The following is a 24,077-nucleotide window of genomic DNA, read 5'->3' on the forward strand; positions in this document are numbered from 1 at the left end:
GCGTCCCGCGATGCGGACCGCGCACGCCCCGGCCTTGGGTGTTCACCCCCGCGCCGGTTAGCCTGTCGCTCCAAACTGACACGCGGGAGCTTGGACCGACCAGGCTGAGAGTGCGCATGTCGACCGTACGCCACGCGAGCGCGGCGGACGGTCGAGGGGGCGCTGACCGCCGGAACCTGTCCGGGTAATGCCGGCGTAGGGAGTATCGGCCGTGCCGTCTGCTTCGCCATCCTCTTCTTCGGGTGCCTCCGAGTCCAAGGATTTCCCCGCCCCCGCGGATTCCCCCGGCCCGGCGGCCGCGGCCGCCACCGTCCTGGACCGCCCCGAGCGGACCGAGCGGGTCGAGGCTCCGCTGGTCCTGGACACCGAACCGCCGCGCACGCTGCGCTTCCGGGACCACTTCGCGCTCTGGATGAACCTGGGCGTCAGCCTGATCGGCTTCTCCACCGCCGCCACCGTGCTCGGCGCCCCCGGCAGCGAGCTCTCGCTGGCCGCCGCGGTGACCGCGATCGCGGTCGGCACGGCGGTCGGCACCGCGATGCTCGGCGTGGCCGCGCTGATCGGCGCCCGCACCGGCGCCCCCGCGATGGCGAACCTGCGCGGGCTGTTCGGCACCCGGCTGTCGTACCTGCCGACGGTGCTGAACATCGTGCAGTGCGTCGGCTGGGGCGTGTTCGAGCTGTTGACGATCTCGGCGGGCGCCCAGACCGTCGCCCACACCACCGGCTACCGCTGGCTGTTCGTGCTGCTCGCGGGCGCGCTGACCACCGCGCTGACCATCTGGCCGCTGGGCTCGATCGCGGTGCTGCGCCGCTTCGTGGCCGGGGCGGTCGCCGTCGCGATGGTGTACTTCACCGTCCAGTTGGGCCGCCAGGGGGTGCCGGACCCGGGCGCCGGCAACTGGCACGGCTTCCTCGGCGCGACCGACGCGATGATCGCGGTGTCGGTCTCCTTCGTCCCGCTGGCCGCCGACTACACCCGGCACTCGCGCACCGCGCGCTCGGCGTTCTGGGGCAGCTTCTCCGGCTACACGGTCGCCCAGGTCTGGTGCTACGTGCTCGGCCTGATGGCGCTGCTGCAGTCCGGCGGGGACCCGGACAAGATCTTCGACTCCTTCCTCGGGGTCTGGGCCGGCTGGCTGTTCCTGCTGGTGCTGGTGCTGCGCGAGACGGACCAGTCCTTCGCCAACGTGTACTCGACCGCGATGTCGGTGCAGAACCTGCTGCCGAGGGCGGACCGCCGGGTGCTCAGCGGCGGGATCGGCGCGCTGACCACGGTGCTGGCGCTGCAGATCGACAGGTTCACCGACACCTACGCCAACTTCCTCGGGCTGATCGGCTCGGTGTTCGTTCCGCTGCTGGCGGTGCTGGCGGTGGACTTCTTCCTCGGCGCCGGGCGCCGCGGCTGGGACCTCTCCGAGGACGCGCCGTCCCGCTGGACGATGCTGCTGCCGTGGGTGCTGGGCTTCGCGGTCTACCAGTTCATCGCGCCGACCAAGGTCGCCGACTGGTGGACGGACTTCTGGACCTCCGCCCAGGAGGCGCTGCACTTCACCCCGCAGGAGTGGACCTCCGCCTCGCTGTTCGCCTTCCTGGTGCCCGCCCTGGCCACCTGGGCGCTCACCCCGCTCTCCCGGCGCGCCGCGCGCTGACGCCCGGCAGCCGTACGGCCCGGCCGGGCGACGTCCCCGCCGCCCGGCCCCGGAGCGGGCCCCACGGGTCAGACGGCCCCGCAGGTTGGGGCCGTCTTGTCCTCCGCTTCACCTCCTCCGCCTATCGTTGGCCCTGTGACCAGCCCAGACCTGTCCTCGGCGGCGGCGCGCACCGCGCCGCCCGTCCAGGTGATCGCCCACCGCGGTTCCTCCCACGCCCTGCCCGAACACACCCTCGCGGCCTACCGGCGCGCCCTCGACGAGGGCGCGGACGCGGTGGAGTGCGATGTCCGGGTGACCGCCGACGGCCACCTGGTCTGCGTGCACGACCGACGGATCGGCCGGGTGTCCAACGGCCGGGGCACCGTCTCGGCGATGACGCTCGCCGAGCTGGAGGCGTACGACTTCGGCGCCTGGAAGACCGGCCGCCCCAGCACCGACCCGGAGCTGCGCGGCGTGCTGCGGCTGGACCGCCTGCTGGAGCTGGTGGTGGACTGCGGCCGCCCGGTGGACCTGGCGATCGAGACCAAGCACCCGGTGCGCTTCCGCGGCCGGGTGGAGGCCGAGCTGCTGCGGATGCTGGCGCGGTACAAGATCGACGCGACCCAGGAGAACGGCCGCGCGTCCGCCCGGATCATGAGCTTCTCCTCGATCGCGCTGAACCGGGTGGCCACCGCCGCGCCGGACTACCGGCGGGTGTTCCTGTTCGAGCGGACACTGCCGCTGCTCGGCCGGCTGCGCGAGGGCGCGCCGCTGCCGGGCGGGGCGCGGATCGCCGGGCCGGGCATCGAGCTGGTGCGGGCCGACCCGCGGCTGGTGACCAGGCTGCGCGCGCTGGGGCACGAGGTGCACGTGTGGACGGTGGACGAACCGGCCGACGTCGAACTCTGCCTGGAGCTCGGGGTGTCCGCGATCATCACCAACCGGCCCGCCGAGGTGTTGTCGCAGCTCGGCCGCTGATCCGCCGACGCACCACGGCGGCTTCACCGGTGGTCGGACGGGCTGCCGGACCGGCGATCGTGCCGGTGCCGACTGATCACTCTGGTCGGCAGTCAAACCTTCCTTGCGCACTATTGCCGGAATTCTTGCCCCCGGGCGACGGAGGGTGAGCACGGAATGGCCCCCTGCCCACCCTCGGTCGCCGTGCTCAAAATGGGCTCGCGGGATCGTCCGGTGCTCGTTTCCGACGCATTACCAAGGGGCATCTCTCCCTCGGCATACGCTGAAGGAGGTCCGGGGGTGGCGTTGATGGTGGCGCGTGAAGTGCCGACTTCATCGACCATGGCAGTGCCGCACGGCCCAGCGAGTGTCGGGGTCGCACGGCGCCGACTGCGTCGAGATCTGGGTGACCGGCAGATACCGGAACCGGTCATCGATGATGCTGTTCTGATCCTTTCCGAGCTGTTGAGCAACGCGTGCCGCTACGCCCGGCCGCTCGGCCCGCTGCCGGCGCTCGGCCGCGGCGCCCGGGCCGAGGTGCTCGGGCAGGTGCTGGTCGGCGTCCCGTCCGGGACGCACCCGGCGCCCGGCGGCCGGGAGCAGGGCGAGGAGACCGACGAGCCGGACGGCGGCGTGCTGATCCGCTGGCAGATGCACGCCGACGGCGTGCTCACCCTGGAGGTCACCGACGGCGGCGCGGCCACCCGGCCGCTGCCCGCCAGTCCCTCGCTGACCTCGCGCGGTGGCCGCGGCCTGGGCATCGTCGACCAATTGGCCAGCGAGTGGGGCGTGCGCGACGCGCCCGGCGAGGTGACGGTCTGGGCCGCGCTGCCCGCGCGCGCCCGGCACGCCCGGCGCACCGGGGGCGACGCCCGCAGCGCATAGAGCGCGGTGCCCGCAACGCGTGGGGCGGCGCCCGCACGCGGGACGCGGCGCCCGCCCGCCCCGGCGCGTTCGCGCGCGCCGGGGGTAGCACGGGTGCCGGAGGAACGTCAGTAGGCTTCCCGGGACACAGGACCACCGTTCCCGGGAGAGCCGCACCATGGGCAAGAAGGCCGCCAAGAAGGCGCCGCAGCGTCAGTCCACCACCGCCGTCACGGGCGAGATCCCCGTGGTCGGGGCCCGCGAGGACTGCCCGTGCGGCTCGGGCCGCCGCTACAAGGCCTGCCACGGCCGGGAGGCCTCGCACGCGGTGCAGGAGCTGGTGCACCGCCCGTTCGAGGGCCTGCCGGGCGAGGCCGACTGGGTGGCGCTGCGCGAGCTGGTGCCGGCCGCCACGGTGCCGCTGACGCTGGCCGCCGGCGTGGCCGGGGACGACGTCCCGTCGGTGACCCTGGCGACCGTGCTGCCGCTGGCCTGGCCGGCCCTGCGCCGCCAGGACGGCTCGATCCTGCTCGGCCTGCAGACCCAGTCCTCCTCCGGCGACCTCAGCCGCGACCTCGCGGACGCCCTGGAGCTGGCCCTGGCCACCGAGCCGGGCACCCCGGTGCCGGCCCGCCGGACCGTCCCGGGCGGGCGCCGCCTGCAGGACCTGCTGGACACCTCCGCCGCGTTCGTGCCCGCCGTGCACACCGGCTTCGAGTTCTGGCTGGAGGACGCCGAGACCGCCACCGGCGAGGTCGCCGCCTCCCTGGAGCGCGCCAACGCCTCGGCCATCCCGACCGAGAAGCTGGGCAGCGTCGACGCCGCCTACTGGTGCGGCACCCCGGACAAGAACCACCTGCGCTGGGTGATGACCGTGCCCGAGGAGCAGCTGCTGGACGCGCTGGCCCGGCTGAACGCCGCCGGCGAGGCCTCGCTCGGCCCGGACACCCGCCTGGTCGGCTCGTTCCGCGCGCACGGCCTGACCGTCCCGGTGTGGGACCTGCCGCTCGCGATGACCGCCGCCGACTGCGAGAAGCCGGCCGCCGAGTTCGGCGAGCGGCTCGCCGCCGTGCTCGCCGACGGGACCCCGCTGACCGCCGAGGAGCGGCGCGCCCGCGCGAACCTGGTGAACCGTCAGGTCACCTTGAACTAAAGCGCGGGCGATCCGCGTGATACGCGTCACATTGTCGCGGTGAACGCGCAATTTCCGGGCGTGGAGGGCGTCTTGGAAATTGGCGCGAGCGCGGATCCTTGTTACTGTCTAAAGAGTCCGGCCGCTGGTGCATCCCCCGTCGCCAGCGGCCGGATCTTTTCTTTTTCCGGAGCGCCCCGGCCGTCGCCGCCCCGCACCCCCGGACGGCCCCGGCCCTCAGTACGCCGAGCGTCCGCTGTCCAGCCGGACCGTCGCCTCCACCAACTCGCCCAGCAGCGGCCCGACCTGCGGCAGCCAGACCCCGCCGCCCGCACCCGGTCGCGGCGCCAGCACCCAGCGCACCCGGCCGGCCGACCCGCCGGGCGGCAGCGACAGGAAGCCGCCCGGCCCGTGGTAGCGCAACGACCCAGGCACCCAAGGGAGTTGGGCGAGCATCTCGCCGAGCGCGTCCAGCGAGTACGGGGCCACCAGCAGCGCGTAGCGGCCCGGCATCGCCAGCACCGGGCCGAGCGGCATCCGCAGCGCGCCCAGGTAGACCAGCGCCCGCGCCCCGGCCGCCGCGGGCAGGCTGACCGCCGAGACCGTGGAGCCGGTGGCGGCCAGCACCGTCGCGTCCGGGCTCTGCCGCTCCCACCACCAGCGCACCATCCGGGCATCCGTGGTGGCGGCCAGCAGCGAGGGGTCGTGCGGGTGCGTGCCGGGGACGCGGCAGTCCCGGTCGCCGCAGGAGCAGCGCCCGCCGCGCAGCACGGCGCTCGGCACCACGGGCCAGCGGTGGTCGACGGCGGCCTCCAGGGCCGCGGCCAGTCGGGCTGCACGCTCCTCCGACCGGTCCTTCGGGTTCTCACGCATGGCGCTCGTTCCTTTCCCTGACCGCTCGGTTCGCTCCGCCCCGTCGGCATCCGTCGGAGCCCTCCGCATCCGTCGGAACCGTCCGCAGGGGCCCGCCGCGGCACGGCCCGTGCGGCGCGGAGCGGGCGGCATGGCGGACGGCGCGGCTGCGACGTGGCTACGGCGTGGAGCACGGGTTGGAGCACGGTGTGGAGCACGACATGAGAAGGGCCGCGCACTGGAACAGCCCTTGGAACGAGAATCCCGTACGCGACCGGATGGACGCCGCCCGGGCGCGCTTGGTTCCACCGTACGAGTGAGAGACGTCCGGCCGACCCGGCTCCCGGGCGGCACGGGCATACGATCCGGACGGCCGCCCGGTCCGTCTCCACGGTTCTGCCCGCTCGCGGCTCCCCCCATGCCTCCGGCCCGACCGGCGCGCGCACGAACCACGCACGCCCTCCGACCGGGTCGCGATGGACGCCGAACCCGCCCCCGCGTCGTCCTGGATCTGGACATGCCCCGAATGGCCTGTGTAGAAGTGGTGGCATTGCTGTCGATCAATGACGAGTAGTAGCGAATCGAGGCGAAACGCGCCCTTTGGCCGTCATCGCTCCACACCGGCCGTACCTGGGGGTTCCGCATGGCACGTAGCACCGCGTCAGGAGTGGCGGCATGACCGAGTCCCACCCGTCGACGGCCCTCCCGTCGACGACGACCGCCGAACCGGGCGAACCCGGCTGCGCAGGCGGGCTCACCGTCCTCGACCCGCCGGGGCTCCCCGGCCCCACGGACATGCCGGTCGGCCCCGCGGACGCGCCGGACGACCCCGCCGCCGCCCGCACGGCACCGTCCGCCACGGTGCAGGACCGTTTGGCCGGACGCCTGTCCGATATCGCCAGCCTGCACGAGCACACCGAGCGGCTCGCCCGGGCCCGCGGCCTCGCCGCCACCCTGGACGCCGTCCTCGCCTCCGGCGCCGCCCTGCTCGGCGCCCGCCGCGGCGTGCTGGTCACCCGGACGCCCGGCGGCGGCCCCGGCCAGCCCGTCGGCCTCGGCCTCGACCGCGCCAGCCTCGGCGCCCTGGAGACCGTCCCGACCGAGCAGAGCCTGCTCGGTCGGCTGCTGCGCGACCGCGACCGGCCCGCCCAGCTGCACTCCCCCGACCTCGCCGAGGACCCGGCCATCGGCGCCCGGCTGCGCGAGCTCGCCGTCCACCTCGGCCTCGGCGGCGCCTTCGGCCTGCCGCTCGCCACCGCCGAGGACGGCCCGCTCGCCGCCGCCCTCTGGTTCTACGACGAGCCCGCCGTCCCGACCGACTGCCGGCGCGAACTGGCCCGCCACTACTGCGAGATCGCCGCCCCGCTGCTCGCCAAGCAGCTGGAGGCGGACCGGATCCTGCGCACCTCCGAGGCGCTGCGCCGCGGCCTGCTGCCCGACCACCTCCCCCGGACCCCCGGCCTGCGACTGGCCGCCCGGCTCGTCCCGGCCGGGCTGGACCGCTCCTGCGGCAGCGACTGGTACGACGCCATCCCGCTGCCGGACGGCACCATCGGCCTCACCGTCGGCTCCGTCTCCGGCGACGGCCCCGGCGCGGGCCCCGGCGCGGGCCCCGGCGCGGCCGCCGCGATGGGCCGGGTCCGGGCCGCGCTGCGGGCGTACGCGGTGCTGGAGGGCGAGGACCCGGTCTCCGTCCTGGGCGACCTGGAGCTGCTGCTCAAGACCACCGAGCCGACCCGCAGCGCCACCGCCGTCTACGCCTGGGTGGAGCCCGAGGAGCGCCGGATCACCCTGGCCGGCGCCGGACACTGCCCGCCGGTCCTGGTCGGCCGGCACGGCGCCGAGTTCGTGGAGACCTCGCTCTCCGCCCCGCTCGGCATGCTGGCCTGCTGGGAGGCGCCCGGGGTCGAGCTCACCGCCGAACGCGGCGACACCCTGCTGCTCTACACCGAGGGCCTGGCCCGCCGCTGCGGCCCGACCCTGCACGCCGGACAGGCCAACCTGCGCCGGGCCGCCGCCGACGCCCCGCGCGACGTGCGGATCGACCCGGACCGGCTCTGCGCCCACCTGCTGGCCGTCTGCCCGGCCCCGGAGACCGCGGCTACGGCCACCGACGACCTGATGCTGCTGGCGGCCCGCTTCGAGTGACCGCCGCGGGCCCGGACGGATGTACCGGACCCGAACCGACGAGCGGCCGGGCGTCCGTACCATGGACGCACGGCCGCCCGCGCGTGTCGCGATCCGACACTCCCCCGCGGGGCGGCGGTACCACCCCCCAAGGAGGCGTTGCACGTGACCGAGGACCGCACCCCCGCGGTGGCCGAGAACCCCGAGGCCGAGGGCGGCGAGGAGCCGCAGGAGTTCAAGGGCCGCAAGAACGGCCTCTACGGCGAGATCTCCGACGAGCTGGCCGCCTCGATGAAGTCCGGCTGGGCCGACACCGAGCTGCACGGCCTCGCCCCCGTCGCCCAGGCCCCGTACGCGGCCGAGCGCCGCGCCCGGCTGTCCGCCGCCTTCCCCGGCGAGCGCCTGGTCGTCCCGGCCGGCAACCTGCGGATGCGCTCCAACGACACCGACTACGCCTTCCGCGCCTCCAGCGAGTACGTGCACCTCACCGGTGACCAGACCGAGGACGCCGTGCTGGTCGCCGAGCCGACCGGCGCGGCCGGCCACGAGTTCGTCCTCTACCTGCTGCCCCGCTCCGACCGCGAGAACGGCGAGTTCTGGCTGGACGGCTACGGCGAGCTGTGGGTCGGCCGCCGGCACAGCCTGACCGAGCAGGAGCAGCTGCTCGGGCTGCCCGCCCGCGACGTCCGCAAGGCCGCCGAGGAGCTGACCGGGCGCGCCGAGGCCTCCGCCGCCCCGACCCGGATCGTCCGCGGCTACGACGCCGGCCTGGAGAGCGCGCTGGCCAAGGTCCTGGACGCCGACCGGGACGCCGAGCTCAAGGAGTTCCTGAGCGGCCTGCGGCTGGTCAAGGACGAGTGGGAGATCGGCGAGCTGCGCGCCGCCTGCGACGCCACCGTCAAGGGCTTCACCGACGTGGTCCGCGAGCTCGGCCAGGCCGTCGCCACCTCGGAGCGCTGGATCGAGGGCACCTTCTGGCGCCGCGCCCGGGTCGAGGGCAACGACGTCGGCTACGGCACCATCGCCGCCGCCGGCCCGCACGCCACCACCCTGCACTGGGTCCGCAACGACGGCGACGTGCGCCCCGGCGAGCTGCTGCTGCTGGACGCGGGCGTGGAGACCCACACCCTCTACACCGCCGACGTCACCCGCAGCCTGCCGATCGACGGCCGCTTCACCGACCTGCAGCGCAAGATCTACGACGCGGTCTACGACGCCCAGGAGGCCGGCATCGCCGCGGTGAAGCCCGGCGCCCGCTTCCGCGACTTCCACGAGGCCTCGCAGCGGGTGCTCGCCGAGCGCCTGCTCGCCTGGGGCCTGCTGGACGCCTCCGTGTACGACGTGGAGAAGGTCCTGGAGCTCGGCCTGCAGCGCCGCTGGACCCTGCACGGCACCGGCCACATGCTCGGCCTGGACGTCCACGACTGCGCCCACTCGCGCCGCGAGGAGCACGTCGACGCCCTGCTGGTCCCCGGCATGGTGCTGACCGTCGAGCCCGGCCTGTACTTCCAGCAGGACGACCTGACCGTGCCGGCGGAGTACCGCGGCATCGGCGTCCGGATCGAGGACGACATCCTGGTCACCGCCGAGGGCAACGAGAACCTCTCGGCCGGCCTGCCCCGCCGCTCCGAGGACGTCGAGGCCTGGATGGCCTCGCTCGCCTGAGCCACGGCACGGCGAAGGGCCCGGCCTCCCCGACGACGGGAGGCCGGGCCCTCGTGCCTACCCGGGGGGTCAGCGCCGGACGGCGGGCCGGACCGCGACGGTCGCGCCGGTGTGGCCGTCCGAGTCCCCGCCGACCTCGATCTCCACCGGACCGGTGCCGGTCCGCTTCAGGCCGACCCGGAACGTGTACTCGGCCGGGTTGCCGCGCAGGACGCCGACCAGCTCGGCCGGCGACACCCCGAGCCGCCCGTCGCAGTCCGGGGTCACCTCGAAGGACTTCCACTCGTCACCGACCTTCGCCTCCATCGTGACGTCCGCCCCGGTCAGGCCCGCGGAGGCCGGGAGGGCCAGCCGCACCAGCGGGCGCAGCAGGGCCGGGCCGTCCGGCGAGGAGACCTTGAAGGAGAACTCGGTCGGGGTCCGGCCGACAACCAGCGCGGTGGGCTCGGACACCGAGGTCACCACCGGGCGGTGGCGGTCGACGACCGACGTGGTGACCACGTTCTTCGTCACGGCCGTGAGGGACGACGGCAGCACGGCGTCCGCCTCGACGGCCAGCCGGCCCGGCCGGTTGCTCGCGTCGAGGACCATCCGGTACTCGACGGTCCGGCTCTCGCCTGCGGTCAGGGTGAAGGCCGCGTCGTCGCCCGTGCCCGCGTAGTCCATCCCGCCGCCCTGGCTCAGCGACGGCATGGCCTTCCAGCCCGAGACGTCCTTGCGCTCCAGCTTGCCCTTGGCCATCGAGAGCATCTGCGTGCACTGCGCTCCCTCGAACTCCTGGGTCGCCACCACCGGCGCCACCGCGCGGCTGCCCGAGGAGTCGTTGTTCCTCCAGGTCACCGAGAAGGCCACCTGGTCACCCACCTGGACCTGCCGGCCGTCGGCCAGACCGTTGAAGGTGATCCCGATGCCGCCGGCCCCGGTGACGGGCTTGGTGACCGGCTTGGTGACGGGCTTGCCGGAGGGCTGGGCGGAGGCCTTGGCGGAAGGCTTCGTCGTGGCGCCGGCGGCCACCGCGGCGGGGGACTCGGCCTCGGTCGGGGCGGTGGCGGCGGAGGAGGGGGTGGAGCTCGGCGCGGCCGGGGCGGGCGTGGCCGACGCGGCGGGCGACCCGGCCGGCGCGGCCGGGGCGGTGGTCGCCACGTTCGCGGCGGACCGGGCGGCGCTCGGGGCCGCCGAGGAGCCGGTCGCCGCGGGGCCGCAGGCGGCGACACCGACGGCGGCCAGGACGGCCAGCGGGACGACCTTCGCAATACGGGAGACAACGGACGCGCTCATGTGACAGTCCCCCCGAGGACATGGTGATGGTGGTTGTGGATGCGTGGATGCGTGGACGCCCCGACCGCGCTCCGAGGAGCCGGCCCGAGCCCCGGTCCCACCGGCTCGCTCTTCCCGCTTCTCACCCTGATGGACGTCCGAGCCTCCGGGAGGTTGCAGGTGGATCCGAAGGTTTTCCCGCGGCCTCGGCCCGGAACGCGGAAAGGCCCCGCGACCAGGGATCTTCCCCGGTCGGAAGATCCCTGGTCGGGACGCCTCGGGGGCAGTCGGCGATCGGCTACTTCACGACGTTCACCCGGATGGTCGTCTCACCGATCACGGTCAGCGGGCCGCTGCCGTCGTACGGCAGCGTCGCCTGCATCCGCACCGGCATGATCCCCGGCCCGTCGGCGGGGTCGATGGTCAGCCGGTACGTCACCGTGCGGCTCGCGCCCGGCGCCAACGGGAAGCCGGCCGACCTGCCGCTCATCGCGTAGTCCATGCCACCTCCGGGGGACATGCTCACCTGGGTCCAGGTGTCACCGTCCTGACGCTCCAGCTTGCCCGCGTTGATCGGGCTGCCGGCCGGCGTCCCCGGGTAGGAGTCGGTGAAGACCAGCGGCTGGACCGACGAGAAGTTGGCCTTGCCCGTGTTCCGGTACGTCACCGCGAAGGTCACCGGCCGGTCCTTCGCGGACACGAGCCCCGCCGGAAGGAGCCCGTTGACCGTGACGGCGACGGAGCTGTCGTTCACCGGACCTCCCGACGGCGTCGCCCCCGACACCTTGTGACCGCTGACGTCCAGACTGGTGACGATCGACTGCAGGCCGGCCTGGTAGTCGTCCTTGAGGCCGTTCGCCACCACGTACACCTGGTCCGAACTCAACCCCCACATCTGGGCCGTGAAGGTGTCACCCGGCTTGCAGGTGGCCTTCCACTGGGTCTTGTCGGCCGTCTTCCCCGCCGCGGTGGGCCTGGTCCGCACGGCCGCGCCGATCGACGAGTAGGGCGCGGTGGGGATGTAGGGGTGGCCCCAGACCGGGCAGCTCGGCTCATGGCTCCAGCCCGAGTCCGACGCCAGGTCGCCCGTCGTGGGCCAGATGGCGTGTTCGACCTCGTCCGGGTCGTTGTAGGCGACGACCAGGACGCCGTACGGCACGCACGTGCTCTGGGACCAGCCCTGCTGCGGGTCGGTGGGCGCGCCCGGGCTCAGGACGCAGACCTGGCTCTGCGAGACCGGTACCGCCTTCCAGCCGCCCGGAACCTTGAACTTGACGCCCCGGAAGGTGTACGGCGTCGCCGGGCCCACCGGGGGCGCGGAGTTGGTGGCCGACGCGGAGGAGGTCGGCGTGCCGTCGGCGAGCGGGACGTCGGTCCCGGCGTCGTCCGTCGGGGTGCCGGCGTCGGTGGGGGTGGTCGACGGGGTGGGGGTCGGCTCGACGGTCGGGCTGGGGCTCGGGGCGGTCGTCAGGGTGGCGGCCGGGGGCGGGACCTGGTCGTGGGCGACCGGCTCGCCGTGGAAGGTGAGCACACCGAGCGCCATCGCGGCGGCCAGGCCGAACGGGACGGCGACGGTGTACACCGGGCGCAGCCGGCGGATCCGGCTCTTCGGGGGCGCGGCCGGGCGCAGGCTGTTCGCCGTGACCAGGGCGGCGCGTGCGCCCAGTGCCTCGCGGAGCAGCCGTTCCGTCGGTGTCTCGGCCGGCTCGTCGCCGTCGCCGCCGCTACGGCGGGGGAACTTGTCGGTCATCGAACCTTCTCCAGGTGCTTTTCCAGGGCGTCCAGGGCGCGACTGGCCGTGGACTTCACGGCGCCCCGGGACAGCCCCAGGGTCTCGGCTATCTGCGCCTCCGACAGGTCGGACCAGTAGCGCAGCACCAGCACCTCGCGCTGGCGTGGAGTCAACTCCTGCAGGGCCACGAGCACGCGCCGGTGCTCGTCGTTGAGGACCGCGTGGTCCTCGGCCGACGGGGCGTCGGCCTCGTGCGGCGGCACGTACTCGCGGGCGGTCTTGCGGCGCCGCAGCATCGAGCGGGCGCCGTTGACCACCGAGGTCCGCAGGTAGCCGAGGGCGTTGTCGAGGTCGTCCAGCTCCTCGCCGTGGCGCTGGTAGAGCTGGGTGAAGGCGTCCTGGACGACGTCCTCGGCCAGGTCCTGGTGGTCGACCAGCATCACGGCCATCCGGACCAGGCCGAGCCGGTGCGCGTGGTACAGGTCGGTCAGGGTGGGCCGGTCCTCGGCGGGCTTGCGGCCGCCGCGCAGCAGCCGGAACCCGGACCGGCGCTGCTTCGCCTCCTGCTCGGTGACGGGACCGGCGAGCGCCTCGCCGGCCTCCTGCGCACCGAACAGCGCGGTGACCACCCCTCGGATGGTGAATCCGCGCGCCCCCGTCGGCGCGACGATCGGCCCGATGGCCATGGACATGTGCGCTTCCGCTTTCCCCCAGGACGGTGTCGGCGTCCGCCGGACCGTCACATCACCTGATCAAGATCGTGATCGGAGGGATCTTCCCAGTCGCCCTCGGCCCGGTTCTCTCCGCCCCCGTACCCATGGACGTGTGGCGGCGGTGGAGGTTGCCGGTGGATTCGAAGAAATTTCCGAGGTGGCCGGGACGACTACACTCGACCGGCAATCCGCCACCCGTGAGCAGGGGGTTCGCATGGCCGAGCAGAACGCCGGGGGCCCGGTCGGCACCGACACGGAGACCGACGCGGAGACCGACGCGGAGACCGACGCGGAGACCGACACGGGAACCGGGCCGCTCCGGCGCCCGGTGCCGGTCGCCATCGGGCGGCGGCCGGAGCCCGTGCACGACGTCGCGGTGTACGCCTTCGAGGGCATGGCGCCGTTCGAACTCGGCGTCGTGGTCGAGGTGTTCGGGCTGGCCCGGCCCGAGCTGACCGGGCTGCTGGCGACGCCCTGGTACGGACTGAAGGTGTGCGCCGACCGGCCCGGGACGGCGCTGGACGCGGTGGGCGGCTTCACCCTGACCGCCCGGCACGGGCTGGACGAACTGGCGGCGGCCGACACCGTGGTGGTGCCCGGGGTGCCGAACGCGTTCGGCGGCCCGGGGGCAGCACCCGGCCGCCACAGCGGCGGAGTCTCCCCCGAGCTGGTCGCGGCGCTGCGCACGGCGCACGAGCGCGGCGCCCGGATCGTGTCGATCTGCTCGGGCGCCTTCGCGCTGGCCGCCGCCGGGCTGCTGGACGGCCGGGAGGCGACCACCCACTGGCGGTACGCCGAGCTGCTCCAGCAGCGCCACCCGGCGGTGCGGGTCAACCCGGACGTGCTGTACGTGGACCACGGGGACGTGCTCACCAGCGCGGGCAGCGCGGCCGGGATCGACCTCTGCCTGCACCTGGTCCGCCGGGACCACGGCGCCCGGGTGGCCAACGCCGTGGCCCGCCGCTTCGTGGTGGCGCCGCACCGGGACGGCGGGCAGGCCCAGTTCATCGAGGCGGCGGTCCGCCCGGTCGAGGAGGACGAGGACGGCGTCGCCCGCAGCATGCAGTGGGCGCTGGACCACCTCGCCTCCCCGCTGACCGTCCCGGTGCTGGCCCGCGCCGCCCGGATGTCGGACCGCTCGTACCTGCGGCACTTCACCGCCCGCAACGGGACCAGCCCGATGCGCTGGGTCGTCACCCAGCGCATCGCGGCCAGCCTGCCGTTGCTGGAGTCACCGGACGGGACGGTGGAGGAGATCGCCGCGGCGGTCGGCTTCGAGAGCTCCGCGACCTTCCGCCACCACTTCGGCCGGGTGATGCGCACCTCGCCGACCGCCTACCGGCGCTCCTTCGGGCGCGGGGTGGCGTAGTCCGGCCGGGCCACCGGTTCAGCCCTGACGACTCGGGCCTGACAGTTCAGCCCTGACGGCTCGGACCCGTCGGCGCGGGCCTGCCCGCTCAGGCCCGCTCGCGCCGGTCCGCGTTGGCGACGATGGCGTCGTGCAGCCACCGCGCCAGGCCCGGGGCGATCTCCTCGTACATGCCCGTCCAGCGCGGGTCGGAGACGTACAGGCCGGCCAGGCCGCGGTGGATGGTGAACGTGCAGTCGTAGAAGTTCCGGCAGATGTGCTGCCGGTGCGCCTCGGCGAGGTCGGTGGCCAGCGGGCCGTCGGCGGGCTCGCCGGCGGTGAGCGCCTCGGCCAGGCGGGCGTTGAGCTCGGTCATCTCGGCCTGGATCCGCTGCCAGTCGGCCTTGGAGTAGCCGCCGGTGCGGCGCTGCGACTCGGCCCAGGCCTCGGTGTCGCCCCAGCGCTGCTCGGCCTCCTGCTCCCAGTCCTCCCGGTAGCCCTCGCCGAAGATCTCGAACTTCTCCTCCGGGGTCAGCTGAATGCCCATTCTCCGTGCCTCCATGGCGTGTTCGACGGCTGCGGCGAGGTCCTGGAGGTGCCTGATCCGGTCGGTCAGCAGTCGGTGCTGCCGCCGGAGGTGTTCGCTCGGGCTGACCGAGTGGTCGTCCAGGATCGCCGCGATCTCCTCCAGGGGGAAGCCGAGTTCGCGGTAGAAGAGGATCTGCTGCAGCCGGTCGAGGTCGGCGTCCACGTACCGGCGGTAGCCGGAGCGGGTCCGGCCGGCGGGGGACAGCAGGCCGATCTCGTCGTAGTGGTGCAGGGTGCGGACGGTCACCTTGGCGATCTTCGCCACGGCGCCGACCGAGTGGCCCTCGGTGGTCATCGGATTTCCTCCCTGGTGCTGACCACCACCCTCGGCTCTCACGTCGCGTGAGGGTCAAGCCGCTCCCGCGGGTGCGAGCCGCCCGGGCCTCGGCTGCTCAGGCCTCGGCTGCTCAGGCCTCGGCGCCGACCAGCTCCCGCTCGCGCCGCCGGGCCGACCGGCGTCCGCCGTCGCCCGTGCCGCCGGCCCGCGGCCGGCCGGGCTGCTGGGTCGGCCAGAGCAGCACGTACGCGGCGGAGACCACCACGAAGGCGAGCCGGACGAAGCCGCGGGCCGAGTCGGACGGCAGGAGCAGCGTGCCGCCGTACAGCGCGGCCAGCGCGATCCAGCTCCACCAGGGGACGAGCCGCTTCTGCCCGACCGCGTCCCAGAGCAGGGTGCCGAGCAGGATCGAGGCCGTGTAGTACGTGTAGACGCTCGGGTCGAGCAGAATCCGGGCGTCCGCGCCGAGCAGCACCACGGCCGGCCAACGGCCGCGCCACACCGCGATGCTGCCGAGGCCCAGGCCGAGCGCGAACTGGGTCGGACGGTCCCACCAGGGGGTGGCGGGGTCGGTCACCCCGAACCAGCGCAGCGCGGACGCGGGCTGGTTGGGGATGGTGAACTTGGCCGCCGCCATGGTGTCCAGGTTGCCCAGGTAGAACGGCAGCCAGGCGACCGCCACCAGGACGGCGAACCAGAGCGCGGTGCGCAGCCAGCTGCGCCGGGGCAACGCCAGGATCAGCGGGGCGAAGGCGATCGCCCAGGGTTTGGAATCGACCGCCAGCGCCAGGAAGATCGCGACCTGGGTGGGCTTGCCGCGGGCCAGGGCGTGCGCGGCGAGGGTGGTGAAGAACAGCGCGAGGACGTCGTCCAGGTGCGCGAAGCGGACCGACACCTCGACCCACATCGGGATGAAGGCCAGTCCGGCGATCAGCAGCCGCTGCTGGAGGCGGCGGTGGTTGGTACCGGTGCCCAGGTAGTACAGGGCCGCGGTCCGGCCGACCAGGACCAGCATCACCAGGCCGAGCGCGGCGCTGGCCGCCTCGGCGACCAGCTGGCCGGCGTGCGGCGAGAACGGGGCGGTGAGCCGGGCCGCGGCCAGGCTGACCGGGCCGATCTGCAGCTCCGGGTGGTGGGCGTAGAGCGACAGACCACCGTCGGGCTGGCCGCTGAAGAGCAGCTGCTCGCCCTGGCGCAGGTAGTGCCAGGAGAAGCCGCCGCTCGGCTCGACCAGGAAGAACCAGAGCACCGTCCAGGCGGCCAACAGGACGTGGTGCCTCCGCAGTGGGAGTCCCGCGATGCGTCCGGTCGCCGACTCGTAGTCCGTGGTGGTCCGTGCCGTGCGTGCTTCCCGCACCTGTCCTCTCCCCGCCGGTTCCGCCCCCCTCCGGCCGGACATCCTATGTGACGCAGGAATACCGCCCGTGCCGCCCGCGTGTCCGTCCGGTGGACGGTGCGGGCGGCACGGGAGTACCCGGGACACGGTCCCCCAGGTCAGCCGTCAGGTCAGCTGTGCTGACCGGCCTTGCGGCGGCGCAGCACCACGAGGGTGCCGACACCGGCCACCAGGACGGCGGCGCCGGCGCCCGCGATCGCGGTGGTGTCGTCACCGCCACCGGTCTGGGCCAGGGACTTGTCCGCGTTGGCGGCATCGGTCTTGGCCTTGCTGACCCCGCCCGGGGTGATCTTCGGCGGGGTGACGTTCGGCGGCTGGACCGGGAAGTCGATCGGCTGCGGGGCGTCGGTGCTGCCGGACGGCGCCGGGGCCTCGGTGGTGCCGGACGCGGACGGCGAGGCGGACGGCGAGCCGGTGCCGGGGGCCGAGGTGGTCGGCGCCGGGGTGGTCGGCCCGGTGGTCGGGGTCGAGGTGGCCGTCGAGGTCGCGGTGGCCGTGGCGGTCGGCGACTCGGTCGGCGAGTGGCTCCCGGTCGGGGTCGGCTTGCCGGTCTTGGTCGGGGTGGGGGTCGGGCTGGGCTTGCCGCCGCCGGCCTTGATGGTGAAGCCGGCGCCCTTGATCCCGTCGCAGCTGAAGTGCCCGTTGTCGTTGGCGTCGTTGGCGTCGGCGGAGAAGACCACCGGCACGACACCGGCCTTGCCCAGCGGGGCGTCCTTGGTGAAGGCGGCGCGGACCTTGATGTCGATGCTCTTGCCCTGCGCGAGGTAGAGCAGCGCGCCGTCGGCGGCGTCGCCGTCGGCGGTGATGCCGCCGAGGAACATCAGCACGGCGCTGTCGTCGCCGTCACCGCCGCCGGGGGCGACGGAGGCGGGCTTCCAGGTGCCGCCGCCGGGCAGCGAGGCCGGCAGCTGGTACTCCAGCTTGAGGTCCTTCGCCTTGAGCGAGCCCGCCTTGTTCTTGAACTTCAGCAGCGGGTAGGCGACGAAGTCGGTCTTGGTCGAGTTGTCGATCCGGTAGGTGAACTCGCGGGCGTCATCGCCGGCGAAGAAGGTGCCGGGCACACCGCGCACCGAGAGGTCGAGGCTCTGGTGCCCCGCCTTCTCGGCCGGGGCGCTGGCGGACGGGGAGCCGGTGGTACCGACGGCCACGGCGCCCTGGGCGCCGGCCAGCACGAGCGAGGACGCGAGTGCGGCGGCGCCGGCGAGGGCGAGACTGCGACGTATGGACAAGGGAGACCTCACGGACGTTTCCGGGCGAGGCCCGGGCGCGAGGGGCGGCCGCAGACGCCACGTCCCCCCGCGAAGCTGAAAGTGCGACGGAGAGTACCGAACGATCCGGCCGGTCGGAAAGGCGGGTGCCGCGCTGCTACCGAGGCTTGGAAATGGGGCGCCCGGTTCGTCCAACTCCGTCCACTGGTAAGGCTTTTGCTCTTTACCAAATGATGACCGGGGAGTGACGGGTACACGTCCGGAGGACCGTACCGCACCCAGGGGCGGGAGCGGTACGGGTCCGGGTGACGGTTCGGCGACGGATCGGTGGTGCGGGTGTGGCGGACCGGTGGCGGCCGGCGGGCGTCAGGGGTCCCCCGTCGACGGTCAGCTGTCGACTGCCGGGCGTCGGCCGTCAGGCGTCGGCCGTCAGGCGTCGAAGAAGGACTTGGCCGCGATCAGCGCCCGCTCGTCGCGCAGCACGTCCCCCGGGCGGCTGCCGTTGCCGAGCAGCACGCCACCCCAGCGCATCCCCATGTACTCGGCGGTCAGCCGGAGCGTGCCGATCAGCGGTTCGGCCGTGTCCTCGGGGCCGCCGAGGGCGGTGACGCCCCACAGGGTGGCGCCGCCCATCCGGGCGCGGAAGTCCAGCCCGGGCACCCGGAACCAGCCCGACCAGTGGTCGAGGTAGAGCTTGGCGCTGGTCGGCAGCGTGTACCAGTACAGCGGCGCCACGAGGACCAGGTCGGTGGCCGCCAAGGTGGCGTCCAGCAGGGTCCGTTCGTGGCCGACCGGCTCGGGGTAGCGGCCTTCGCCCTCGTGCCGGACGTCCCGGAAGGGCGGCAGCGGGTGCTCGTCGAGCCGCAGCCAGCGCTGCTCGGCCCCCTGCGGCAGGCTCGACTCGGCGGCCAGCCGGGCGAGCCGGGCGGAGTTGCCGTCGGCGCGGGCGCTGGAGTCGAGGAACAGGAACCGGCGCGGCGCCTCGGCACCGGAAAGCTGGTGGGACATCGGAACTCCCCCGGGTCACATGGTGTGGTCGGGGGTGCGAGCAGTCGGCGCGCGCCGGTTATTCCGCGTCCGCGCCCCCGGCTGTCCCACCCCGGTGTCCCGGCCGCCGTGGTCGCTCGGACCGGTCGGCCCGGGTCACTCGGGCAGGCCGGCCCGGCGGCGGGCGACGGCGGCGACCGCCGCCCAGTCCTTGTCCCCGTCGCCGTGGGCCAGCGCGTCCAGGAAGGCGTCCCGCAGGATGCTGCCGAACGGCAGCGGCACGTGCCGCGCCGCCCCCGCCTCCAGCGCGAGGCCGACGTCCTTGAGCCCGAGCGGCAGGCGGAAGCCGGCCGGTTCGTAGCGGCGCTCGGCCACCATCGCGCCGTAGCCGGAGTAGACCGGCCCGGGGAAGAGCGTGCCGGTGAGCATCTCGATCAGATCGGTCGGCCGGACCCCGTTGGCGTCGGCCAGGCTGCACGCCTCGGCCATCGACTCGATCGCGCAGGCCAGCAGGAAGTTGACGCTGATCTTGGCGGTGTTGGCCTGCCGGGGGCTCTCGCCGAAGTACCAGGTGCGCTGCCCCATCGCGGCGAACAGCGGCTCGGCCCTGGCCAGCAGGTCCGCGGCGCCCGCGGTCAGGATGTTCAGCCGGCCCTCCGCCGCGACCGGCGGCCGGCCGAGCACGGGCGCGGCGACGTAGCCGATGCCGTGCTCGGCGTGCAGCGCCTCGGCCCGTTCGGCGAGCGCGAGCGAGACGGTGGCCATGTTGACGTGCAGGGTCGCCGAGGCGCCGGCCAGCAGGGCGGGGTCGAGCAGCAGGCGCTCGACCGCGGCGTCGTCGGCGAGCATGGAGACCACCGTGTCGGCGGCGAACGCCTCGGCGAGCGAGTCGGCCGCCTGCGCGCCCTCGGCGACCAGGGCGGCCACCGGCTCGGGCGAACGGTTCCAGACCCGTACGGGGTGACCGGCCCGCAGCAGGCTGCCGGCCATGCCCCGCCCCATCGCGCCCAGCCCCACGAAGCCGACCGTCGTCCCGGCCATCCGCCCACTCCCGTCGCCGTTGCCGCTCATCTGCGGCCGACTGTACGTCAGGCGGCCACCGGGCCCGGCCGCTCACGGGAGCCACCGCGCGGGGCGGCACGGCGAACAGCACGCGCAGGACACGCACGGCGGCCGCCGGCGTGCCGGGCGCTCAGGCGCAGGCGCGCGCCGGCATCCGGGCGTGGTGCGCGGCGGCGGCCCCGCGCTCCAGCTCGGCGATCACCCGGCCGCGCAGCAGCTCGTACTGGGCCTGCAGCCGGCCGGGCCGGGCCGGGCGGGCGACCGGGCGGCCGGGGCCGACCAGCTCATCGGGCCCGAACTGCTCGCGGGTGAGGTCGATCTCGAAGCCGGTGGCGAAGCGGTTCCACCAGTGGAGGTCCGTCCGGACCCCGTCGACGTACACCTCGCCCATCATCAGCTCGCCGCCGAGCAGGTCGTGGAGCACCATCGCCGTCACCCCGCACTGGCCGCGGGCGGGATTGTCGGGACGCCAGTGGGCCAGATCCTCGGGCGCACAAGTGTCAACACCCCAGGAGGAGCGGATCGCACGTTCGATGTCGTTGAGGGTCCACGCCGTCATACCGGGAAGCCTGCCACGCGGCACTGACAGCGGCAGCGGCTTTTCGAAGGGTCACCCCGTGTTCTGCGGCGACCCTCCGTGTGTTCACCCGAACGAGTCAATGAATCCGGCCGGTCGGCCATCCCGCGGCACGGGACGGCCGACCGCCGACCGCGTTCTCCCCCCGCCCCCGGCTGCGCTGGGCGCTCGCCCGGTGTCGCTGCGTGCTGCCATGATGCTCGGAATGTCGGATTCCGGGCGGGCGCGTGAGCAGCCCCGGTCCGGCCGGTGCACGGAAGCCCGCCGGCCCGATGCGCCGACGGGCCCACAAATGCCTGGTCCGGCACCTTTCCGGCCCGCCCGTGCCGATCACCACAATGTGGATGTTTCGTGGATTCCACTATTGACAAACCAACCACGCGGTTTGTTAGCGTGAGACCAACGACGTCCCCGGGGGTGGGGACTCGCCGGGGCCTGTGCGGACGCTCTCGCCGGAGGGTGCAGCCAGGGGGGAACGGCGAGGCTGCCGGGGTGTCGGGGGGAGCGGCAGCGCCGAAGCCGCGCGACGTGGCGGCGTGGAGCGAGTCCGGGGGGACTCGCTCCACGCCTCCCCCGGTCCTCCCCCAGGCCCGCTCCGCCCGCCGCCCCGGGCTACGCCAACGCGCTCCAGTACGGGCAGCAGACGGACGGCAGCGGCGGCGCCGAGCCCTGGCCCCCGTCCCCCGACAGCACCGGGATCCGCTCCGAGCGGGCCACCCCGGGCGAGCTCGCGGTCAGCCCGGCCTCACCCAACTCCCCGAAGCAGAGCGCCAGTCGATAGCCGTCCCGGGTGGTCGCGGCGACTCCCGGACGGTCCCGGCCGGCGTTCAGCGAGGTGATCGTCCAACCGCTCCGCCGCCAGTGCCGCTCCACCACGTCCACCAGCACCGCCCGCCGGGGCAGCGAGACGACGGTCAGGATGTGCCGCCCCCGGGCGACGTACCAGCGCACCGCCGACTCGCGCCCCGGTCGCGGCAGCCGCGCGCCCGCCCGGAGCGCCGCCTCCTGCCAGGCCGGCATCGGGTCGATGGCCTCCAGGGTGTCCTGGAGCAGCGTCTCGCAGCGCCGGGCGGCGTCGAATTGATCGACCGCCACATCGCGCTCGGCGCCCGGCCACCACCGGGCGGGTGCGATCGGCTCACCACCGGGACAACCGCTCGGGCATCCGACGCCGAGTTCGGCACCACCTGACTGCACAGGGCCCTCCGTGCTCCTCCCGGCGTTCAACCCGGGCTGGGATTCCGTCACTGCTTGGACGGTGGGCGAGTACGGACAGTTCCGCCCCTCACCGTTTCCACACCCTCTCTTTGCACTGCACGGTGCAGTTGAATCACTACTCTGCACTGTGTAGTTTACTTCTCGTGCCGCCGACGGCCCGACCTGCCGAGCCCGCGGCACGACCACCTTCGAGAGGACCCCGCCATGCCCACCATCACCGTCGGCACCGCCCGCATCCCCTACCGCGTCGTCGGCGACGGCCCCGAGACCCTGGTCCTCGTCCACGGCACCGGCCCCGGCTCCGGCATGTGGGACGGCCTGCTGGACTCCTTCACCGACCGCTACACCGTGCTGCTACCCGACCTCTCCGGCAGCGAGGCCGCCGAGGACGACGGCGAACCGCTCACCCTGGAGACCCTCGCCGACCAGGTCAACGCCGTGATCGACCACGCCGGCCGCGGCCCCGCCGACGTCTTCGGCTTCTCGCTCGGCGCCGTCGTCGCCACCGCGGCCGCCGCCCGGCGCCCCGACCGGGTCCGCCGGCTGGTCGCCGCCGCCGGCTGGATCAGCGCCGAACAGGACGAGTACCTGCGCCTCTCCATGGCCACCTGGCTGTCGCTCGCCGACCACCCGAGCGCCTTCGGCGGCTACGCCACCCTGACCGCCTTCAGCGGCGGCTTCCTCGACCGCATCGGGCGCGCCGCCGTCGAGGCCAACACCGCCTACCTGCGGCCGACTCCCGGCACCCTGCGGCACATCGCCCTGAACCTCGGCCTGGACCTCACCCCGCTGCTCCCCCGCGTCCAGGCCCCGGCCCTGGTGATCGGCTGCACCCAGGACGCCACCGTCCCGGTGCGGAACGCGCGGCAGCTGCACGCCGCCCTCCCGGGCAGCGTCTACGCCGAGTTCGACACCGGTCACATCGTGCTCGCCGAGGAGACCGAGGCGTTCACCCGGACCGTCCGGGAGTTCCTCGACGCCGCGTGAACGGCGTGGGCGGACAACCGGCGAGGACGGACGGCGGGCGGACGAGGAGCACACCGTCGCCCGGGTGGCAAGCCCCCGCGCAGAACGGCCGATAACCGCGCCCGGAGATCGGAATGACATTGACTGAACGTCAACTGTCAAGGTGAGACTGCTTCGTAAGCTTCATCGGCAAGGAGTACACGATGCGCATACTCTTCACCGGCCCCGCCTCCGCCGGCCACCTCTTCCCGATGGTGCCGACCGCCCAGGCACTGCGCGCCGCCGGGCACGAGGTCCTGTTCGCCTGCGGGCAGCCGCTCGACCAACTCCGCGGCGCGGGCTTCCCGATCGTCGAGCTCGGCGACGGCCGGGTCCTGCGGGACCTGTTCGAGGACCGCCTCCAGGGAAAGATCGAGTACGTCGCCGCGGGCAAGTCGCAGGAGGAGATCTTCGACCGGGCGGCCCTGCTCTTCGCGCACGCCTCCCGGCTCTCCGTGGACGGACTGCTGGAGACGGCCACCGGATGGGGCGCCGACCTGATCGTCCACGACTCCTTCGAGGCCGCCGCCCCACTGGTGGCGACGCTGCTCAAGATCCCGTCGGTGGTCAACAACTTCGGGGTCAAGCCCGGCCTCCCGATGGCCGGTCTGCTCGCCTCCCACTTCACCGACGTCTACGAGCGGCACGGTCTGGACGGCCCCGCCGCCGCCATCGCGCTCAACGTCGGCCCGCTCGGCGGCGACCCGGACGGTCTGCCGATGCGCTACGTCCCCTACAACGGCGGCGGCGTGGTCCCGACCGAGTTCCTCCGCCCCGCCGACCGCCCCCGGATCGTCGTCACCCTGGGCACCGTGCTCGCCGAACTCGACGGTGTCCGGGCGGTCGTCCGCCTGGTCGAGGCCGCGGCCGAGGTCGACGCGGACTTCCTGCTCGCGGTCGGCGGGGCCGACCTCACCCCGCTCGGCACCCTGCCCGACAACGTCCGCGGACTGCCCTGGGTCCCGCTCAACGAACTGCTCGGCCGCGCCGACGTGTTGATCCACCACGGTGGCTCGGGCACCATGCTGACCGCCCTCCAGGCCGGCCTGCCCCAGCTGCTCCTCCCCCAGGGCGCGGACCACTTCATCAACGCCGAGGCCCTCACCGCGACCGGCGCCGCGCTGAGCTCCGCGTCCGACGCCGTGGACACCGCCCTCCTCGACCGCCTCGTCACCGACCCCGGTCTCCGCGACGCCGCCCACCGCCTCCGGGCCGAGAACGCCGCCCTCCCCAGCCCGGCCGCCCTCGTCCCCGCCCTCGAAGCCCTGACCACGGCCTGACCACCACCCGACCACCACCCGACCACCACCTGACCGCCGCGGCCCGGCCCGCGGGGCAGCCGGACGACCGGCCCGGACCTCCACCGCGGAGGCTTCCGGGCCTACGTCGTTTTCCGGCCATCGCTGCGGACCGTGACCGATCACGGGTGCGCATTCCCGCCGCCACGGCCCGCCCGCACGCACGACGGTGGCGATAGTC

The 24,077-nt window shown here is 74.1% G+C and carries 20 protein-coding genes and 1 riboswitch; of the genes, 9 read left to right on the top strand and 11 right to left on the bottom strand.

Annotation, left to right across the window (positions count from 1 at the left end):
- The first annotated feature begins 72 nt into the window (after positions 1–72).
- A riboswitch (TPP riboswitch) is annotated at positions 73–219 on the top strand.
- From AB0Q99_RS22865 to AB0Q99_RS22880, 4 genes are all read left to right on the top strand, one after another.
- Positions 212–1,651 (top strand): cytosine permease, encoded by a 1,440-nt coding sequence (locus AB0Q99_RS22865; RefSeq protein ID WP_363574579.1) that lies wholly within the window; start codon positions 212–214, stop codon positions 1,649–1,651. It overlaps the preceding riboswitch by 8 nt.
- 135 nt (positions 1,652–1,786) lie before the next feature.
- Positions 1,787–2,611, top strand: a complete 825-nt coding sequence (locus AB0Q99_RS22870; protein ID WP_363574581.1) for a glycerophosphodiester phosphodiesterase family protein — start codon at positions 1,787–1,789, stop codon at positions 2,609–2,611.
- Between the two features lie 444 nt (positions 2,612–3,055).
- Positions 3,056–3,475, top strand: coding sequence for an ATP-binding protein (locus tag AB0Q99_RS22875; protein ID WP_363574583.1), 420 nt, complete (start codon positions 3,056–3,058; stop codon positions 3,473–3,475).
- 157 nt (positions 3,476–3,632) lie between these two features.
- Complete coding sequence (locus tag AB0Q99_RS22880; RefSeq protein ID WP_363574585.1) at positions 3,633–4,607, top strand: DUF5926 family protein; 975 nt, start codon at positions 3,633–3,635, stop codon at positions 4,605–4,607.
- Between the two features lie 216 nt (positions 4,608–4,823).
- Here AB0Q99_RS22880 and AB0Q99_RS22885 read toward each other — a convergent pair whose 3' ends face one another.
- On the bottom strand, positions 4,824–5,459 hold the full coding sequence (locus tag AB0Q99_RS22885; RefSeq protein ID WP_363574587.1) for a bifunctional DNA primase/polymerase: 636 nt from the start codon (positions 5,457–5,459) through the stop codon (positions 4,824–4,826).
- A 654-nt stretch (positions 5,460–6,113) separates the two neighbouring features.
- On the opposite strand from AB0Q99_RS22885, the gene AB0Q99_RS22890 reads away from it, so the two are divergent.
- Together AB0Q99_RS22890 and AB0Q99_RS22895 are read left to right on the top strand one after the other, a co-directional pair.
- Positions 6,114–7,586 carry a PP2C family protein-serine/threonine phosphatase gene (locus AB0Q99_RS22890; RefSeq protein WP_363574589.1) on the top strand — a complete coding sequence of 491 codons (1,473 nt, stop codon included), beginning with the start codon at positions 6,114–6,116 and terminating at the stop codon, positions 7,584–7,586.
- Positions 7,587–7,754: 168 nt separating this feature from the next.
- Positions 7,755–9,230, top strand: coding sequence for an aminopeptidase P family protein (locus tag AB0Q99_RS22895; protein WP_363574691.1), 1,476 nt, complete (start codon positions 7,755–7,757; stop codon positions 9,228–9,230).
- Positions 9,231–9,299: 69 nt separating this feature from the next.
- On the opposite strand, the gene AB0Q99_RS22900 is transcribed toward AB0Q99_RS22895, so the two are convergent.
- From AB0Q99_RS22900 to AB0Q99_RS22910, 3 genes are all read right to left on the bottom strand, one after another.
- Positions 9,300–10,508 carry a hypothetical protein gene (locus AB0Q99_RS22900; RefSeq protein ID WP_363574591.1) on the bottom strand — a complete coding sequence of 403 codons (1,209 nt, stop codon included), beginning with the start codon at positions 10,506–10,508 and terminating at the stop codon, positions 9,300–9,302.
- Between the two features lie 277 nt (positions 10,509–10,785).
- On the bottom strand, positions 10,786–12,237 hold the full coding sequence (locus AB0Q99_RS22905; RefSeq protein WP_363574593.1) for a hypothetical protein: 1,452 nt from the start codon (positions 12,235–12,237) through the stop codon (positions 10,786–10,788).
- Entirely contained in the window at positions 12,234–12,911 is a 678-nt protein-coding gene (locus AB0Q99_RS22910) for a SigE family RNA polymerase sigma factor (RefSeq protein ID WP_363574595.1), read from the bottom strand. The genes AB0Q99_RS22905 and AB0Q99_RS22910 overlap by 4 nt, the downstream gene beginning before the upstream one ends.
- Positions 12,912–13,146: 235 nt before the next feature.
- Between AB0Q99_RS22910 and AB0Q99_RS22915 the strand changes: the two genes are divergently transcribed.
- Complete coding sequence (locus AB0Q99_RS22915) at positions 13,147–14,301, top strand: helix-turn-helix domain-containing protein (RefSeq protein ID WP_363574597.1); 1,155 nt, start codon at positions 13,147–13,149, stop codon at positions 14,299–14,301.
- A gap of 88 nt (positions 14,302–14,389) precedes the next feature.
- Here AB0Q99_RS22915 and AB0Q99_RS22920 read toward each other — a convergent pair whose 3' ends face one another.
- The 7 genes from AB0Q99_RS22920 to AB0Q99_RS22950 all read right to left on the bottom strand — a co-directional run bounded on the left by AB0Q99_RS22920 (position 14,390) and on the right by AB0Q99_RS22950 (position 21,470).
- On the bottom strand, positions 14,390–15,163 hold the full coding sequence (locus AB0Q99_RS22920; RefSeq protein WP_363574599.1) for a MerR family transcriptional regulator: 774 nt from the start codon (positions 15,161–15,163) through the stop codon (positions 14,390–14,392).
- A 112-nt stretch (positions 15,164–15,275) separates the two neighbouring features.
- On the bottom strand, positions 15,276–16,445 hold the full coding sequence (locus tag AB0Q99_RS22925) for a hypothetical protein (protein WP_363574693.1): 1,170 nt from the start codon (positions 16,443–16,445) through the stop codon (positions 15,276–15,278).
- A 206-nt stretch (positions 16,446–16,651) separates the two neighbouring features.
- Positions 16,652–17,770 carry an LAETG motif-containing sortase-dependent surface protein gene (locus AB0Q99_RS22930; protein ID WP_363574601.1) on the bottom strand — a complete coding sequence of 373 codons (1,119 nt, stop codon included), beginning with the start codon at positions 17,768–17,770 and terminating at the stop codon, positions 16,652–16,654.
- A 408-nt stretch (positions 17,771–18,178) separates the two neighbouring features.
- Complete coding sequence (locus AB0Q99_RS22935; RefSeq protein ID WP_363574603.1) at positions 18,179–18,757, bottom strand: NAD(P)H-dependent oxidoreductase; 579 nt, start codon at positions 18,755–18,757, stop codon at positions 18,179–18,181.
- A gap of 135 nt (positions 18,758–18,892) precedes the next feature.
- Positions 18,893–19,807: an NAD(P)-dependent oxidoreductase gene (locus AB0Q99_RS22940; RefSeq protein WP_363574605.1), complete on the bottom strand. Its 915-nt coding sequence runs from the start codon at positions 19,805–19,807 to the stop codon at positions 18,893–18,895.
- Positions 19,808–19,928: 121 nt separating this feature from the next.
- Positions 19,929–20,357: a hypothetical protein gene (locus AB0Q99_RS22945; RefSeq protein ID WP_363574607.1), complete on the bottom strand. Its 429-nt coding sequence runs from the start codon at positions 20,355–20,357 to the stop codon at positions 19,929–19,931.
- Between the two features lie 630 nt (positions 20,358–20,987).
- Positions 20,988–21,470: a hypothetical protein gene (locus tag AB0Q99_RS22950; RefSeq protein ID WP_363574609.1), complete on the bottom strand. Its 483-nt coding sequence runs from the start codon at positions 21,468–21,470 to the stop codon at positions 20,988–20,990.
- Positions 21,471–21,797: 327 nt separating this feature from the next.
- Here AB0Q99_RS22950 and AB0Q99_RS22955 point away from each other — a divergent pair, with 327 nt between their 5' ends.
- Both AB0Q99_RS22955 and AB0Q99_RS22960 read left to right on the top strand, forming a co-directional pair.
- Positions 21,798–22,580: an alpha/beta hydrolase gene (locus tag AB0Q99_RS22955; RefSeq protein ID WP_363574611.1), complete on the top strand. Its 783-nt coding sequence runs from the start codon at positions 21,798–21,800 to the stop codon at positions 22,578–22,580.
- Between the two features lie 182 nt (positions 22,581–22,762).
- Entirely contained in the window at positions 22,763–23,878 is a 1,116-nt protein-coding gene (locus tag AB0Q99_RS22960) for a nucleotide disphospho-sugar-binding domain-containing protein (RefSeq protein WP_363574613.1), read from the top strand.
- Positions 23,879–24,077 lie beyond the last annotated feature (199 nt).

The organism is Kitasatospora sp. NPDC086791 (assembly GCF_040685975.1).
Taxonomy (GTDB): Bacteria; Actinomycetota; Actinomycetes; order Streptomycetales; family Streptomycetaceae; genus Kitasatospora.